The organism is Klebsiella sp. K5-45, from assembly GCF_030128605.1.
Lineage (GTDB): Bacteria > Pseudomonadota > Gammaproteobacteria > Enterobacterales > Enterobacteriaceae > Klebsiella > Klebsiella quasipneumoniae.
This window is the reverse complement of sequence record NZ_JAKUZW010000017.1, coordinates 18289-33596: the sequence shown is the minus strand read 5'-3', so window position 1 is coordinate 33596 and position 15308 is coordinate 18289. Positions and strand designations below refer to the sequence as shown.

General features: G+C 49.8%; 24 protein-coding genes, 1 tRNA gene and 1 pseudogene. 9 read left to right on the top strand and 17 right to left on the bottom strand.

What is annotated here, in order from left to right:
• The first annotated feature begins 330 nt into the window (after positions 1 to 330).
• Positions 331 to 606, top strand: a complete 276-nt coding sequence (locus MKS11_RS24760) for a hypothetical protein (RefSeq protein ID WP_040210587.1) — start codon at positions 331 to 333, stop codon at positions 604 to 606.
• A gap of 44 nt (positions 607 to 650) precedes the next feature.
• Here MKS11_RS24760 and MKS11_RS24755 read toward each other — a convergent pair.
• The 7 genes and pseudogenes from MKS11_RS24755 to MKS11_RS24725 form a co-directional block, all read right to left on the bottom strand.
• A pseudogene (locus MKS11_RS24755) lies at positions 651 to 770 on the bottom strand (hypothetical protein); the annotation flags it as partial.
• Positions 771 to 802: 32 nt separating this feature from the next.
• Positions 803 to 1441: a hypothetical protein gene (locus tag MKS11_RS24750; RefSeq protein ID WP_284109746.1), complete on the bottom strand. Its 639-nt coding sequence runs from the start codon at positions 1439 to 1441 to the stop codon at positions 803 to 805.
• A 100-nt stretch (positions 1442 to 1541) separates the two neighbouring features.
• Entirely contained in the window at positions 1542 to 2075 is a 534-nt protein-coding gene (locus MKS11_RS24745) for a hypothetical protein (RefSeq protein WP_040210591.1), read from the bottom strand.
• A gap of 100 nt (positions 2076 to 2175) precedes the next feature.
• Positions 2176 to 2433: an Rz1 lytic protein gene (locus MKS11_RS24740; protein ID WP_142294942.1), complete on the bottom strand. Its 258-nt coding sequence runs from the start codon at positions 2431 to 2433 to the stop codon at positions 2176 to 2178.
• A complete protein-coding gene (locus MKS11_RS24735) occupies positions 2318 to 2707 on the bottom strand; it encodes a DUF2570 domain-containing protein (protein WP_202712462.1) in 390 nt (129 codons plus the stop codon). Before MKS11_RS24735 ends, MKS11_RS24740 begins: the two co-directional genes overlap by 116 nt.
• Positions 2704 to 3234, bottom strand: a complete 531-nt coding sequence (locus MKS11_RS24730) for a lysozyme (protein WP_284109745.1) — start codon at positions 3232 to 3234, stop codon at positions 2704 to 2706. The genes MKS11_RS24735 and MKS11_RS24730 overlap by 4 nt, the downstream gene beginning before the upstream one ends.
• 2 nt (positions 3235 to 3236) lie before the next feature.
• On the bottom strand, positions 3237 to 3485 hold the full coding sequence (locus MKS11_RS24725) for a phage holin (protein ID WP_004146526.1): 249 nt from the start codon (positions 3483 to 3485) through the stop codon (positions 3237 to 3239).
• A gap of 569 nt (positions 3486 to 4054) precedes the next feature.
• Between MKS11_RS24725 and MKS11_RS24720 the strand changes: the two genes are divergently transcribed.
• A complete protein-coding gene (locus tag MKS11_RS24720) occupies positions 4055 to 4528 on the top strand; it encodes a hypothetical protein (protein ID WP_004216292.1) in 474 nt (157 codons plus the stop codon).
• Here the strand turns inward: MKS11_RS24720 and MKS11_RS24715 are convergent.
• The 9 genes from MKS11_RS24715 to MKS11_RS24675 form a co-directional block, all read right to left on the bottom strand.
• Complete coding sequence (locus MKS11_RS24715) at positions 4434 to 4691, bottom strand: hypothetical protein (protein ID WP_284109744.1); 258 nt, start codon at positions 4689 to 4691, stop codon at positions 4434 to 4436. The genes MKS11_RS24720 and MKS11_RS24715 overlap by 95 nt on opposite strands.
• A gap of 67 nt (positions 4692 to 4758) precedes the next feature.
• Positions 4759 to 4834, bottom strand: a tRNA-Thr gene (locus MKS11_RS24710).
• Between the two features lie 168 nt (positions 4835 to 5002).
• Entirely contained in the window at positions 5003 to 5581 is a 579-nt protein-coding gene (locus MKS11_RS24705; protein WP_284109743.1) for a DUF1133 family protein, read from the bottom strand.
• A 13-nt stretch (positions 5582 to 5594) separates the two neighbouring features.
• A complete protein-coding gene (locus MKS11_RS24700; protein ID WP_284109742.1) occupies positions 5595 to 6575 on the bottom strand; it encodes a DUF968 domain-containing protein in 981 nt (326 codons plus the stop codon).
• Between the two features lie 12 nt (positions 6576 to 6587).
• Positions 6588 to 6965, bottom strand: coding sequence for a RusA family crossover junction endodeoxyribonuclease (locus MKS11_RS24695; RefSeq protein WP_000779146.1), 378 nt, complete (start codon positions 6963 to 6965; stop codon positions 6588 to 6590).
• A gap of 9 nt (positions 6966 to 6974) precedes the next feature.
• Entirely contained in the window at positions 6975 to 7784 is an 810-nt protein-coding gene (locus tag MKS11_RS24690; RefSeq protein ID WP_284109741.1) for a Dam family site-specific DNA-(adenine-N6)-methyltransferase, read from the bottom strand.
• Positions 7781 to 8734, bottom strand: coding sequence for a helix-turn-helix domain-containing protein (locus MKS11_RS24685; protein ID WP_151471427.1), 954 nt, complete (start codon positions 8732 to 8734; stop codon positions 7781 to 7783). The genes MKS11_RS24690 and MKS11_RS24685 overlap by 4 nt, the downstream gene beginning before the upstream one ends.
• Positions 8724 to 8903 (bottom strand): DUF4222 domain-containing protein, encoded by a 180-nt coding sequence (locus tag MKS11_RS24680; RefSeq protein ID WP_284109740.1) that lies wholly within the window; start codon positions 8901 to 8903, stop codon positions 8724 to 8726. The genes MKS11_RS24685 and MKS11_RS24680 overlap by 11 nt, the downstream gene beginning before the upstream one ends.
• Positions 8904 to 9140: 237 nt before the next feature.
• A complete protein-coding gene (locus MKS11_RS24675) occupies positions 9141 to 9608 on the bottom strand; it encodes a YmfL family putative regulatory protein (RefSeq protein WP_284109739.1) in 468 nt (155 codons plus the stop codon).
• Positions 9609 to 9666: 58 nt separating this feature from the next.
• On the opposite strand from MKS11_RS24675, the gene MKS11_RS24670 reads away from it, so the two are divergent.
• Complete coding sequence (locus tag MKS11_RS24670) at positions 9667 to 9990, top strand: hypothetical protein (RefSeq protein WP_032429376.1); 324 nt, start codon at positions 9667 to 9669, stop codon at positions 9988 to 9990.
• A 145-nt stretch (positions 9991 to 10135) separates the two neighbouring features.
• Here MKS11_RS24670 and MKS11_RS24665 read toward each other — a convergent pair whose 3' ends face one another.
• Positions 10136 to 10333 carry a Cro/CI family transcriptional regulator gene (locus MKS11_RS24665; RefSeq protein WP_038992039.1) on the bottom strand — a complete coding sequence of 66 codons (198 nt, stop codon included), beginning with the start codon at positions 10331 to 10333 and terminating at the stop codon, positions 10136 to 10138.
• 98 nt (positions 10334 to 10431) lie between these two features.
• Here MKS11_RS24665 and MKS11_RS24660 point away from each other — a divergent pair, with 98 nt between their 5' ends.
• From MKS11_RS24660 to MKS11_RS24635, 6 genes are all read left to right on the top strand, one after another.
• The gene (locus MKS11_RS24660) at positions 10432 to 11088 is read left to right on the top strand and encodes a LexA family transcriptional regulator (protein ID WP_049186508.1); all 657 of its coding nucleotides are present in this window, start codon (positions 10432 to 10434) and stop codon (positions 11086 to 11088) included.
• A 683-nt stretch (positions 11089 to 11771) separates the two neighbouring features.
• On the top strand, positions 11772 to 12689 hold the full coding sequence (gene rdgC / locus MKS11_RS24655; protein WP_284109738.1) for a recombination-associated protein RdgC: 918 nt from the start codon (positions 11772 to 11774) through the stop codon (positions 12687 to 12689).
• A gap of 87 nt (positions 12690 to 12776) precedes the next feature.
• Positions 12777 to 13076, top strand: a complete 300-nt coding sequence (locus tag MKS11_RS24650) for a hypothetical protein (RefSeq protein WP_032418731.1) — start codon at positions 12777 to 12779, stop codon at positions 13074 to 13076.
• Positions 13076 to 13861, top strand: coding sequence for a hypothetical protein (locus MKS11_RS24645; RefSeq protein ID WP_032418730.1), 786 nt, complete (start codon positions 13076 to 13078; stop codon positions 13859 to 13861). The genes MKS11_RS24650 and MKS11_RS24645 overlap by 1 nt, the downstream gene beginning before the upstream one ends.
• The gene (locus MKS11_RS24640; RefSeq protein WP_254913183.1) at positions 13858 to 13992 is read left to right on the top strand and encodes a hypothetical protein; all 135 of its coding nucleotides are present in this window, start codon (positions 13858 to 13860) and stop codon (positions 13990 to 13992) included. The genes MKS11_RS24645 and MKS11_RS24640 overlap by 4 nt, the downstream gene beginning before the upstream one ends.
• Positions 13989 to 15065 (top strand): DGQHR domain-containing protein, encoded by a 1077-nt coding sequence (locus tag MKS11_RS24635; RefSeq protein WP_055314381.1) that lies wholly within the window; start codon positions 13989 to 13991, stop codon positions 15063 to 15065. Before MKS11_RS24640 ends, MKS11_RS24635 begins: the two co-directional genes overlap by 4 nt.
• Positions 15066 to 15308 lie beyond the last annotated feature (243 nt).

The following is a 15308-nucleotide window of genomic DNA, read 5'->3' as shown; positions in this document are numbered from 1 at the left end:
CCTCACCGGCAGTCTGATCTGTTACCTGACACTGTTACCCAACCAGAAGAGGTAACATCGAGGGTAACGGCCAATTGATGGGAATATTTTTGTAATCAAGAACAAAGCTCAATACGTAACAAAACGTAACTGTTACCTGTTACCTGTTACCTAAATTTGAAAATTTGTAGCTAGGAAAACACTGCGGCGCGCAATGCCCGTGCCTTACAAAAGTCTCAGGAAGGACCCAAAATCCAGAAGGGGATCACCGTACCCTGATTTACCTGTCATTTCGCCACATCAGGCTCAGTGGTATGCTGGCAGTTCTCACACAGCACGCAAGGATAAGAAATGGCAAAATTTACTGTTCGCGTCGAATTACATGATGCTAATTCCGAGGATTACGACAATCTGCACAAGAAGATGGAAGCTAAGGGTTACTCTCGAGAAATAAGCTCAAATGGAAAAACCTATCAACTTCCGTCCGCCGAGTATATCTGCGAGAAAAATCTTGAAGCCTCAGCAGTTAGAGATGAAGTCAAAGAAATTGCCAAGTCAGTAAAACCGGCACCAGATATTTTAGTAACCAAATCTGACGGAAGGGCTTGGAATCTGGGACAGGTTTAATAATCTTGGCCATCACGACATTTATCGTCGTGGTCTCCAGAATCTAAAGCATTCTTCGCCAGCCAGATGCGGGCCTCAGTGCCTGCATTTGGTTCCAGTATCTGAAGCCGTTGTACATCCTCAAGAAGCAGTGCGATCACGTGTTTAAATTCTCGTTCATCCATTTCAGTATCCTCTTGCTACTTCATTAAATAGGTTATTTTGCCGTCCCGATCGCGTCAGCGATGGCCCGGCTCAGCGCGCCGGGCATCAATGCTTCCGCCATCGCTCGTGAGCGGTCCATATACCCCAGTACAGGGGTCACAGGAAGTGCATCACCAAACCTCACCAGCAGCTTAGGTGGCCGCTGTTTTGGTTTGGGCCTGCGTGTACCATTAGGAGATCGTTTGGCCCTCTTCTTCTTCGCCGGTTTTGGTTTACGACGTTGCCAGACAGCGTTGACGCCATTCACCTCACCGACGAACACATTTGGCTTCGCTTTCATCTGTGAAAGCTTATTGCGCGGCATGTTGCCGTATTTGTTCAGCTTGATGTTTTTGGGGTTAAGCAGCGCCGAGCTGTTCAGCTTATGATCGCCGCCAAACTCGAAAGGTTCCAAATACCCAGCCGCGATATCTCGTACATAAACCTTTGCGCGAAGATCGTTCTTACGGGCTCCTGAAGAACCAACTGCATTGACCGTGAACGGCGTTGGCGATTCCAGCTTTCGGCCCAGTGCGACTTTTTGCGCTGCGGCGATTTCCCGAACGACGGCTGTCATGGCCTGAGCGGTGGCGAAAGGTATTTGTATCTGCAACTGCATTAACTGGAGGGAAAGATCCTTCAGAGTCGCCATGTTTACCCACCATTAGTTAAACCATTAAAAAAGCCACCCGCAGGTGACCTTTGTGATGAGTTAAAAGCAAATTACTATTTTTTCAGATTATTAATGTTCATCAAATAGCTGAAGATATTAATCCTCTGAATTTAGCTTTTAATTTTTCATCTACTGGAAAATAGCGTGGTCCTCCTGTAGAGGTGGAGATGGCGCACTCGACCCGCTTTGCCTTTGCACCCTTAGAATTTAACTCTGTTGCAAAATCATTAAACCACTCGTCCTCTTTACCTTCGAGACTTACCCAGAAGAAGGCGCTTTCACCATAATCAAGTCGTTTAGGTAATGCATGCGACATCCTGTCTCCAAACATTTGGTGCCAATAATAACGCCTATCAAATCTCCAACCAATTGTGTTTATCGTGATTGGAAGAGTGGTTAGATTAACCACCTCAAACGCAATACCAGACTCACGGTTGTTTTCTTCACCCATCCCTGGAGTAAGTATGACCTTCTCAGCTACATGGCAACTTAATCTTACTTTTACTTTTTTATTAGCAATATAGAGGGAAGTTATCACAGCGGCCAATGCTCCAATCCCTGAAACCCATCCGCCAATTGCTGAGAATAAGGCGATTTTGTCTGCTACGTTCATGCGGCCAATCCTTTCTTCACTTTATTTTGATCATATCACTGGGTGCTCATGTTGTCCTGGACAAGAATTATTTTAGATACTGCGTGCGAGTATTGTCCTACTACTGTTTGGTTCGTTGCTTCTCAGCCTGCCTGATATCAGCCTTATCCCGGTTACACTGACCGAGTGCCGATAGCAGGCTGACGTTTAAATCGAGGCTTTGGCCCCACGTCAGGTTGTCAGGGATTTCCGGTTGCGGAGTGTCAGCCGTCAGGCTGGCCGGTAACGGGACCACCGGCACTTTGACGTAGACCGTTCGCGTATTGTTGCAACCGCTTAACTGCGCCAGCAGGCACAGGGCGATTAGTGCAATCATCATTCGCAACAGCAACCCGGATATCAGCCGAGGCTCCCGATGCGTCCAGTGCGATCTGATCTTTTGCATTTTTGTTAGCCTCGGCGATGGAGTTGAATATCGTCATGGTGGTCAGAACGTTGGATGTGATCGCCTGCGCTGCGTTTACCTGCTGCTCGGCGCCATCGGCTCGGGTTTTCTGCTCAGCAGCAGCGTTGTGGTAATGCATTGCCAGCCACCCAAGGCAAACAACCAGGCAGATCACAATGGCGCTGATAATGGCTGCTAATCGGCTCATTCATCTATCCCCCAACATGCCAGTGCGCTTTCCTGATCACGGCGAGAGACCTGGCCGTAACAATTGTTGGAACGCACCCGGCAATCTTTTCCGCCATCAAAAATCCACCTGCGAATTTCAGCGCAGGCGCCTTTACGGTCACCGGTATTCAGCTTGCGGTAGAAAGTGGAGGGAAAGCATTTACCGGGCCCGATGTTATAGGGGCAGAAACTGGCAATCCCGACCTTTTGAGGGGGCGTCAGACGAACACGCACATTCTGATCTACCCATGCCAGCGCCTTATTGCGCTCGACGGCATTAACCTGATCGCATTTGGCCTGGGTTAACTTCATTCCCTGGGTTACAGGTCTTCCATCTACCCGGGTAGCTCCACGACATATCGTCCATATGCCGGCGCCATCGCGGTATGACGTGAGGCTATTGCCCTCTTTTTCATTCAGAAACTTATCCATGAGAACGGGAGCTGATGCGCCAGCGGCGATAAGCGCCAGCATGGCCGCGCTGAGTTTTGTTTTCAGGTTAGCCATCGCTATTCATCCTGCGGTGGCGGGCCACCATAACCACGATCGAGGGACTGCTGATACATCTTTGTCCAGCGGCGCTTAAAGTAGAGATTGGTCAGGTAAGTCGCTACACCGATTATCACGCCGCTGGCCAGAGCAATAAAATTCCAGTCAAGACCATGAAACCAGTCATAGGTCCTTGCCAGCCCCGTACATATCAGGCCGCCTGATGAGCAGTACGAAGCCGCCGAAAAGATTTTGTCAGGCATTTTCATAGTCTCCACCTCCGGGTTAACGGGGTGCTGTGTGAATAAAGGGGTCAGGCCCATCGAGCTGATTTAACAACGCGCTGTATCGATGATGATTCCTGCGGGACCTGATAATAAAAAAGCCATGCAAATGCATGGCATTGTGATTTGAATCCGTTATTTACAAAATGTATTCGAGACAGTATCTTTCGACTTCCGGACAAAAAAAACATATACCGGGACAAAATCTAAATGTAACTGCCTTGCCTACATGAAACCATGCGGGCTTTTTTTTGCCCAAAGAAAAAGCCCACCGAAGTGGGCCTTACAGCTATCATCATTTTTTATTAGGTGTGGTGCCGGGTGCCTCCCGGTAAGTCGCCGCCAGTCCACAGACGACTCGCAATGCGCAAAAAAACATATCAGACTGGCAATGCCCCTCCGCATAGGGGGATTCACCACACCAGAAATTTAACATTCAGTCTTTCAGGTTTCAATACTCTGCTTGTCTGAGGTATCGGCTCACCATAACCGCCCAGCCTGATGTTATCAGCGTGTAGCGGCTTGTTTTTCACTTTGATAAAATTTATTCGCAAATGATTAAAACATCAACTGGTGAAAATATGAGTAAGTACTCAGACCTTTTACAGGTAATCAAGTCCCGGGTTTGTCAAAATAACAACTTCCCCCAAACATTACTGGCAGACTCACACAGTTACAGAGCCAGGCAGGTTTGGTATCGAATAGGACAAATATTCACTCTTGAATGTATTCTCGATGAGTACAGGAAACATTTTTCATCGGATTATTATTATCTTGATAACGATAAGGCTCTTCATCACCTTATCTTCGAAATGACCAAGTGGAAACCTGAAGAGATTAGAAGACTCTCGCTAAACGACTGTCTCTTTATCATTGCCAGTCAACTAAAGCCCAGTTATATGTCAGAAGATGCTGCCGCTGTCCTGGCGTCACTCAATCTGCCGACTGGCCACTATCCTGTTGAGGATTTTCCACAAGAGGACTGGGATCCCAGGGAAAACTCAGCATTCCTTCAAAGCTACCAGTAGCGACTCGCCCAATCTCCGCAGAGATCTGACTCAGCCGCTCCTCAAGAGCGGCTTTTTCTGCTATCAGACGGTTGAAATAGGCAAGATAGATTTTCTGTTGCCCAAGCCAGTCTTCAAGCTGTTGAGTGGTCATGCCCGGGTTAAAAAAATATGGTTGCTGCATAGCTTCCCCTAGATAAGTTACGCATTGTGATCGGGATTCGCTTCAGACGCTGGCCCCTCTGCCGTTCTGGTGCTGGTTGACGGAATCGAACCGCCGACATCCTGCTTACAAGGCAGGCGCTCTACCTTCTGAGCTAAACCAGCAATCTGGTTCAGGGCTCTGCGCAGAGGGCTTTAACGTATCGTGCAGCACGTCTCTATCCAAGAGCTCTGACCGGAGTGCAGAAATGACAAAGCCCAAGGGGGTTGCCTTGGGCCTTTAATGTATTTCATGCTGCTCAGTTCGCTTTAACGCCCCGAGCCTATCACAATTCAAGCAGTTTCTGGCTCACCTTGCAAGTAAAATCTGTCGCCATTTGTGCCGAATGCGTCACACATTGGTACGTACAGCATCGATTCAGCCAAACTAAGCCACGTATCAACTCTGCGTCTACAGGTCATAAAGCACCAGTCGGGATGCTTTTCATAGAGCTCTTCCGCTATGCGGCGTTTGCTCTTCCGTAACCGGTAATGCTCCACCAGCAGGTGATACAACTCTTTGTGACCACCCGTAATAAGGACTGCCCCCAGTACCTTATCAATCAGCAGTCCTTCATCGTCTGTACAGAAGGCCAGGCCGCTTTTGTTTTTCCCCGCGAGTATTTCACGAAAAAACGCCTCAAGCTCTGGCTTCGAGATGCCAGACTTCTTCATCCGGCGTAATGCTTCGTTGATGGCTGTTTTAGTGACTTTCCCGGAAGCCAGTAAGTGGTTAAACATATTGCCGCCACTACCGCCGCCGATGTAAGACCAGCGGCCCCACATGCGCAGCTTCCCTTGAATCCAGATGGCCTCAAGCGTTTTCAGCCTGACCATTTCACCAGCTTTTCCAACCTCGGACGGGTTAATCATTATGCGTTCTCCACTATGCCAGCACGCCAATTGCCAGCGAACGATCCAAAAATCGAAACAGCAGCTCCAGCTGTGAGCCGTGCTTCTCCTCAAATGCCACGGTGTCAGCGTGCAACTCGTCGTGATGCGCTCTGCAAAGCGGCAACACAAACAGGTCATGCGCTTTTGTTCCCATTCCACCTTGTCCGTGGCCTATCAGGTGATGGGGATCATCTGCTTGCTTGTTACAGCAGACACACGACTGAGTCTTAACCCAGCGCGTCCAGCTCTCGTTTACCCAGCGGCGGCGCCTTGGTCGCAGCATGAAAGATTCCGGCGTTTCAGGATCAACGCGAAGACCGAGAATCTTTTTCTGCACTACTTCGCTCGCCGCTGGCTCCGGCACAATATCGCTCTCCTTCATCACTGGTTGATGCTTTATTTCCGGCAATCGCAGGGCTTTACGGGCCAGCGATTCAGGGATTACGTGCGCCAGATTGTTTATAACCAGCCACCAGCACAACTCCGGGATTGTCAGTTGATGGTCTTCGTTGAACCCCAGCTGTGAGCGGATGACCGTTATCAGCCAGGATACCAGGTTCCCACGCGCAATGCCTGCCAGCGTCTCTGTGTACTGATCACGCATCAGGTTATCGCAGGCCCAGCAAAGGCGGATGCTGCCAGGCTCATGCCGGAACAGCGTAAAATTTTCGCTGTGCCATGAGCCGTGGGGATACTGGCATTCAAAACGACGCTCCAGCTCGGCCTCCAGCGAGCTGATACCACCCGCGCGCAGAATGACGTCTTTGTTTTCGAATACTGGTTTCAAAACCGGGTCTTCTGCCAGTGGCTGCGTAGCGGGAGGGATGGCGCCGGTTGCGTAGTCACTATATTTTTCCGGTGCAGGCTCAATCAGTACCCGCCCTCTCCTGAACATCGGCATGAGATCAGCACCTGGGCGAAGAAGAACAACGCCCATGCGTGGGGCAATCTCAGGGGTTAGTAGTGCTCTCATATCATCTCCACGTCAGGCAGCTGCACGAAAACGTCGGATGGTGATTTCTACTTTCCCTTTCTTCACGATGTTCCCCCACTCCACCAGCATGCGCTTAACCTGACTGTCGTCTTCCCAGACGCCTGTTAGAGTCAGGGCATCGAACAGCGCTTTGTTGTAGTTATCGATATCCCGACGGCGCTGATCCGGCGGATACAACACTATGTGAACCTCGGCCAGATCAGAGGATGGCCGGGGAACGGCCCGCAGTTGCTCAATAATCGCCGCTCTCGCTGCCTGCTGGAACTTGCGCCCTGTCTCGCTTACCAGATGCCTGCCTTTCAGCGGTCCCTTGCTCGGGGCGCGCCAGTAACTATTTACGCTCGGTGGAAATGGTAAAGTCAGTTTCATTTAGCCCCCTTAAAGGATCGCTACAACGTCTTTTGCGACTTCCCGCGTACTGCTTTTGCAGGAGATCGAACGGCGCGCTTTGATGAATTGCAGGTTAAAACCATGCTCCCGGTACAGGTCGAGAACCTTCGGGGCTGATGAGTTTGAAATCACGACCCGAGCCCCACGGTGAAAGGCTGATACGCATTGCTTCGCCAGGTCTACCTGGTTCTCCCAGTTAAAACCACCAGCGGCGTAGGTAGTGAATCCGGCTGTTCCCGGCATCGGTTCGTAAGGCGGATCGCAGTAAACCACATCCCCTTTCCCGGCCAGGCTGATTGTTCGACGGTAATCAGCAGTCATGAATACGCAGTTATGCGCCATAGCCGCGAAGGCTTTCATCTCATCCATCGGATAATACGGCGCCTTGTAGCCTCCCCAGCCCACATTGAACTTGTTCGCCTGGTTGTAGCGCATCAGGCCATTGAAGCAATGCCGGTTGAGATACAGGAATGCAGCTGCGCGTTCAGTAGCATCCAGCGTCTGAGCGTTGAACTCGGAACGGATCAGCTCATAGCCATCTGGTGACCGCATGTGCTCAAACATCCAGCGGGCCTTTAATTCCACTTCATCCGGCACCACCGCTAACATCTGATACAGATTAACCAGATCCGGGTTAACGTCCGCCAGCAGGTAATCTGCATGTTTATCGCTGTTCAGGAATACCGACCCACCACCAACGAATGGCTCTATCAGGCGTTTCCCTGCCGGGATATGCACGAACAGGTCAGCCAGCTGGGTATACTTTCCACCAGCCCATTTGAGAAATGGCTTACTCATGTGCGGAACCCCGAGTTTTCTGGCAATGAGTAATCAACCCCATCGAAGCTGGCTCGCGAAATGGACGCCTCCTGGCGGGAGCTATTGAGTGGAGCAGATAGTTTTAACGACAGCTCATCCCATTTTTCCCGAAGCTTCGACGGGCTGAGTACGTTTTTACACCAGAACGAATCTTTGTTGGCGCGCTTGAAAAGTGAGCAAATTTGTTTATGAGTTCTCCCGTCCTGCATCACCATCAGGCGAACCTCATTCGCCCATGCGGTCCAGTTTGGTTCTTTAGGGCGAACTACCTCTCCATCACTTTCAGCAGCCAGTTCGTACATGCTGATAATTTTTCCCCAAATGAACTCGGCGCAGGTTAAATCGTCCTGGCTGCCCCACTGCCGCTTTGCAGCGCTGTACACCACCGCGTCAGGATGTCGTGACAGAAATTCATCAGCAGAGCCCTGTTCGTCCGGTTGCGAAGCGTCCGGACAAGAAGGATTTATATCTGATGGATCAGTAGTTGATTTTACTGACGGATCCCCACCAGATTCTGACGGGTCAAAACTGGTTTTTTTGATGGATTCCGACGCATCAAATTTTGAGGGGTCAATTTTTGACGCATCAGATTTTGACGCGTCAGATTTTGATGTGTCAGAAACTGACAGGTGAGAAAATGCCGCTTTCTGTAGTTTGGAAACGTTGAGCTGGTAGACGTTCGATGCATTACGGTTGCCGTTGCGGCGCTGCGTGCGAGTGAGCCACCCCTCTTTCTCAAGTGCAGCTATCGCCGTTCTGACAGTACTTTCACCAGCGCCAATCTGACGGGATATGGTCGCAATAGAAGGCCAGCAAACACCCTCATCGTTGCTGAAGTCAGCCAGGCGCGCCATGATTGCCACGCTGGATAGCTTCATCCCCGAAGATGCACAAGCGTCCCAGACGTATCCTGTTAATTTAGTGCTCATGACCGTCCTTTATTTCTCTGAATTTACGTCTGAATTGCTCGAGGGGGCTAAAGCATTCATGCTCGTACCCTTCACGCAGGTATATAACGCGCTGTGTTTGGGGCTCCCAGCGTATGACCCTGACCGGGACACCGTAGTGATCTCTGAACCATCGGTTGAGCTCTCGCATACTTTCTCCGCCTGGCCGTTAAAGTCCCCTACCACCCACTGAGCAAACTGGTAGCAGACAGGCTCGAACCCGCCTGGTACTCTTACCCCATACACGAACTGCACCGGTCCTGCTCCACCAGGAACTGGCCGCGCTACAAGTTGCGACCTGCGGTATTGTGTTGATAAGATGTTCATGCGTTAGTAATCTCCACTGATAACGACACGCCACGACGCCAGGAGCTGCAACTCGCTGGCGTCACTTCTTTTTGCGTGCAAACAACGTGATAATTGCCGCGATCTCTTCTTCACGCGCAGCCAGGTGGCGGCGGTGATGCACCATGATCTCTTCAGCTTCATGTTTTTCGATTACCCCATCCTCAAGTGCCTGTTCGATAAGCTGATCAACCTGTCCCCTGGCGGCAGAGGTACGCATTGCCCGGCTGAACAAGTCCACGCGGTCCAGTTCTTCCAGGTGCGGAACATCCACCAGCAGAGCACCACGACGGCGAGCGAAGTAGTCAGCTAGTAACGACGTGTTGGAAATGTCCTCCATCGCTTCCAGTTCGCTGACTTCGAAGAAACGACAACCATTTTTCTCATAAAGGTTGTTATTGAACTGCGTTAAGGTCATGCCTAGCGCGCCAGCCATAGCCTCACGCCCACCATGTATGGACTTACACATAGCCTTGACTACATCTTTCAAACTTTGCTTTTGTTCTACCATGTTGATAACCCTTCGCTTAAAATCACTTTCTTAGCCCACGGAACAGCCGGTGTATTAAATGAATAACCCTTTGTCTAAATTGACTCTGGACTACTGGTACAAAGTTTTGATTGTCGCTGGTGCATTCGTTTTTCTGCTGAACGGTACTGGAGTTCTTTCTGCATATCCTCCTGGCCCTACAGCACTGGTTTCCCTTGGCGTCTTTTTTTGGGGCATTGGTGAGTGGATTAACCACCCCTACCAGGAAATGCTCCAGTACGACGGCCTCGGTCGGGTTACAGCAACCATTTCTGGTTACCCGAGAAATCCCAAGCGAATCGGAGTCGTGTTCGATATCCTTGCCTTTGTTCTCATCGCTATAGGTGTCTGGAAGTTTTTCTGATAAGGTCCACCCGTTCAGAGTCACTACTCGATTCATTTCATCCAGCCTTACCGTTTCAGGGTTGAGCGCTTGCAACCGCTTTATCACCTCTGATTCAATTTTTTTTGTCACACCTACCCCTTTAAAATTCGATTTGTAGTTACGGTTAAGCTGCTGTTTGATTAGGCTTTGTATAAAGTTCGGGATTAACTTTCAGTTTCTCCTCTGTTAGTGCCTGAATTTCAAACGCTCTACCTTTTGGAATAATCTCGCCCCATCCAGATACAGATGCATGTGAGATGCCTAAAGCCTTTGCTACGTTGCCGACCGTGCCAAAGTAAGAGATCACGTCTTCTTTTTTCATTTTTGCCTCAGATGGAAAGGAATAGACTTCATGATAGTAGGATATCTTACATTACAAGGTCAAGGAATCCTACATTACAAAGTGGTAGGATTACCTACATGAAAATGAATGAACGCATCAGGGCTCGACGAAAAGAACTGAAACTAACCCAAGCGGTTTTAGCCAAATTAGTAGGCGTGAATCGTGTAACTGTGACTGGGTGGGAATCAGGCGACTATGAACCTGGAGGATCTAACCTTCAGGCGCTGGCTACTGCGTTAAAAACAAACCCTCAGTGGATTATAAGCGGCTTAGGTGAATCAGATGCTGAAGAGGCGGCTTACAAACCAACAGAACGGTTTGGCGTGAAAAGAATACCCGTACTATCTTGGGTCCAAGCTGGAGAGTGGACTGAGAGCGGAGCCCCCGTGACTGAAAGCGATGTTTCCGAATGGATTTATACTACAGCTAACCTTTGTGATGAAGGATTTGCTCTCAAGGTCCGTGGGGACTCAATGACCAACCCGAACGGAGCCCCCAGCATCCCCGAAGGATCAATCGTTGTCGTTGACCCTGATTACGGTAGTTTATTTGAGGTTAACGGTAAGATAGTTGTCGCGCAGGTAATGGGATCTGCCGAGGCTACACTCAAAAAATTTGTAATCGATGGGCCTATAAAATACCTGGTCCCCCTGAATCCAAATTACCGAGTCCTTGAAGTAAACGGAAATTGCAAGATTGTCGGAGTCGTTCGCCAGGTTGTAACTGACTTATAACCCCCTTCTTTTACAAACAGCCGACCTCATCGTCGGCTTTTTTTTACACCTCAATGTAAGATTTCCTACCATCATCATTGACACCCCAAGGTAAGTTATCCTACATTACGTTTATCCGAAAACCGAATGCACACAACATGGAAGCGCATTCCCCTTCTTTCCGGTGGGGATCGGTTTGTAACTGAAGGAGTGCGCTTCCAGTTGTGACGTGTACAAGCGTACTGCAGCGCCGGTCGACGCAAAGACCCGGAAATCGACTGAGCAACAGCAGCTGGTTGCCAATACCAAAACAGAGCGGCGGGAAGTAAGCAGATTAGCGATCTGGTGTCACAACATTCATTCCCGATAAGCCCCTTCTACTGAGGAGGTTTATCGGGACTGGAAGAGTTACCACTTGGAGACGGTCCTTTTAAATGTCCTGGACAGTGGCGCTTTGGTAGCGATAACAACCACTCCAGTTGATCCTGGGAGTTATCAGGTCAGTGAGCTGCCAGCACTCTCGACGGCAGTGACAGCCGGAAGTAGACGGCCCAGCGTGGCAAACAGAGGAAGCACGATGACAGCCGGGAAAGACCGGCACACAACAGGAAAAAGCACTGTGTTAGTCAAGTGAATTTCCAGTGCTTCAGTGCTCTTTCCGTTGTGTGGAGATAACTAACTAATCCTTTGCAGAGGACACAGAAATGAAATTATCAAAGTTACGTAACGCCATTGTCTATCGGGCTACTTTGCCCAGTATTGAAGCGGTTGAAGGGCACCTGCAGGAATTGCCCTACTCTGAACTTACAGAAACGGAGTTCGCGCGGGCTTCCTTCGTCCCTAACCCGATTACCGGTGAGCTGGTTACGCCAATTACTGGCGGTTATGCAATCGTGGTTCGCCGCGATGAGAAAATAATACCCCAGCACGTCGTAATGAAAGAAGCCAATGAACGTATCCAGCGCATTGAAAATGCATGTGGTCAGAAACTAAAGCGTGCTGACCGTAACAACATTATCCAGGATGCTAAGGTTCAGCTCTGCAAACAGGCATTCATCAAGTCGTCTCTGATCCTGGTCCTGTATAACACTGAAGAAAATCTGCTGATCATTAATTCCGGCAATAAAAATATTGCCAATTTAGTCGGGGCGATGCTGGTTAAAGTTATCGGCTCAGTAAAAACGGTCACGATCAACATCAGTGATATCAAAAACGGCCTGACAACGCGCCTTAAAAACCATCTGGACGGCGAAGAATCAGCCTTTGCCGGGTTTGAGGTCGGTGATTATGTCCAGCTATCCCGCCTGGCAGAACAGAAAGAAGTTATTCGCTACTCAGCGGAACACACTTCCGTTAGCAGTGAAATTCTGGAGAGCCTGAACACAGGTTTTATCGTCGATAACATGGAATTAAGAGGCTGCGGCGTCTCTTTTCTGCTTACAGATAAGTTCCATTTCCGGCGGATCGATACCAAGGATAATGATTATTCTGATGATGACGACAAAGCCTACCGCTGGCGTCACCAGGCAGGTACGGACATGTTCCAGTTCTGTAAAGTAATTAACCAGCTTTGTGATCTGCTCGCCTACAAAGAGCTCGAAGAACAAAAACCAGCAGCCTGATTAGAACAGCAGCAATTACCCCATTCTCATGGGTTGGGTTGCTGCACCCTAAAACGCGTTGCAGCGCGTCAGTTGGAGAAATAAAAAATGGGAAAAACAGTACAGCAGTTAATTAAAGATGCCTTTGAGGCAGCTAAAACAATGCCTCCTGCAAATTCAGAACTTATTAAAGAGCTGGCAACAATGCTCGATGTTTCGAATATTACCCTTCGGCAGGCATGTAAAGAACGTGACGCTATGAAGGAAGAAGTTATTTCCTGGGCGAAAGAATGCGATCGAATTGTTGAGCGTCACACAAAAAACCGCAGCAATATGCACGTACTGGAAGCAATGCGCGATCTGAAGAGTATCTCAACGACATCCACCAGCAATCCGGAGGCTGTCTGATGGCTAAAGACTCAAAGCTGGTATATGGCGCGAGTGGCAAAACGAACGTTTTGACGTTCGAACCTGAAAACCTGCACCTGGTTACCGACAAAACGCACCCGCTTTACGATGAGCGTATCCACCTGCCTATCAGCGAGGCAATGGTGCTGAACATCATGGACCAGGGCGTTCTTGAGCCGATTATCGTCTGGAAAGACCCGGAGACAGGGCTGTCTTGTGTAGTCGATGGTCGCCAGCGTGTGCGCCATACACTGGAAGCCAACAAGCGTCTGTCGAAAGAGGGCAAAGAACCGTTACTGGTTCCAGCAGTCGCTAAACGTGGCTCCGCCGTTCGCATGGCGCAGGCGATGGTAAGTGCTAACGAAATCCGCCAGGCAGATACGCCACTGGGCCGAGCAAAGAAAATGGCTGATGCGCTGGAACGCGGGCACGACGAGGACGATTTAGCGCTGATGTTTGGCGTGAGTGTCCAGACCGTACGCGCAACTCTGTCACTGCTGGATGCCACCCAGGCTGTTCGCGATGCAGTGGAGTCCGGAACTGTCACCGTTACCCAGGCGCGTCAGCTGGCATCGCTTAAACCAGAAGAGCAGCGGGAGAAGGTCTCTGAAATCGAAGCGGCAACTGCTGGCACAACCGGCCATGAAAAAGCCCGGCGTCAGCGTCAGATCCTCGGCGAGGCAAAGCCGCGCCTGAAAACCCGCAAAGAAATCATCAAAGCCCTTGAATCAGCCGAGGGTGAGTATGCAAGCGCACTTCGTTGGGTGATTGGGGAGGCGGTATGAATATTGATCATGAGAATTACAGCAAATACACCCTACGTCGGTTCGCCGCCTTGTTCGATGTGATCTGCTGGGTGCTTATTGCCGTAGTAACCGTTGGTATCTGCATGTTTATTGAGTGGTGGGTAGCATGAGCATAGTTGGAGATTATTTCTTTGAGTTCCCTGCGTCTCGCGGCGTTCAGGGCGGAGCGATTGTCCTTATGATGACAGTGCCAGCACGAACCTTGGCACGCGTCCTCGCCAGTGATAATTACGGAGATACTTTAGAACGTTCTCAGCGTGAAATTAACCCAGCGCGTGCTAAGAAATTCTATGAATATCTGGTTAATGCTCACGAAAATAAAGAGCCCTTCATTATCCCACCGCTGGTCGGTAACTGTAACTCTGAGATTGAGTTTCAGGAATTCGGCAATACCAACGTTGGTGTTGTGCGCTTCCCTATGGATGCAGAAATTAAGCTTTTCGACGGCCAGCACCGTGCAGCGGGGATCGCCGAATTTTGCCGCACAGTTGGCGAACCAATCCACGTACCACTAATGCTCACACATAAGCTCTCGTTGAAAACACGGCAGCAGTTCTTTTCCGACATTAACAACAATGTTTCGAAGCCATCTGCGGCTATCAACATGGCCTATAACGGGCGCGATAAGAACGCGCAGGAGATGGTCAGTTTTATCAGTTCACACGACGTCTTTTCTGAAGTCACCGATTTTGAGCATAACGTCGTTCCTGCGAAAAGTGATAAGTGGGTCAGCTTCAAAGCCCTTAGTGATGCCACGGCAAAATTTTCAGATTCCTGCTCACAGGATGATCTTGAGGGGTTGTGGAATGCTTGGCTGATGCTGACTGGTTTAGATGATATTCGCCGCGGTACGAATCAGGCCGAATACAAACGCGAGTATATCCAGTTCCATGCCGTGATGATTAATGCCTTCGGTTACGCCGTCCAGCGGCTAAGCGAAGGCCGGGGAGTTCGCGGGGTCACCCTGATGATTGAGGACCTGGTAATGAATACTGGCATTGCAGAACGTGAAGATTTCTTCCTCATTTCATCATGGGATGGTATTTGCGCCAGCTGTGAGAAAACCAGGCCAACGGTCATTGCGAATGTCTCATCTCAGAAAGCTGCAGCATCACGCCTGATGGATGCCATCGTGAATAAAAACTTGTCTGTCAGTAGAGGTAAGGAATCAGCCCATGACTAATAACCAGTTAACCAGAGAACGTCTGGAAAAAATTAAATCATGGCGTGACGCCTACGGTGCCGGAAGCAACGTAATGCTGCCAGCTGAAGAGGCTGAGGAGCTGGCTCGCATGGCGCTGGCCGCAATGGACAACGAGCCGGTGGCGCTTCAATCTGAGCTGGCAAAAGTTATCTATCACTTCCGTGACTGGAATGAAGGATTTCCGGTTGAGCGGTTCAAGGCCGACTACGTCATTAGTTGGAT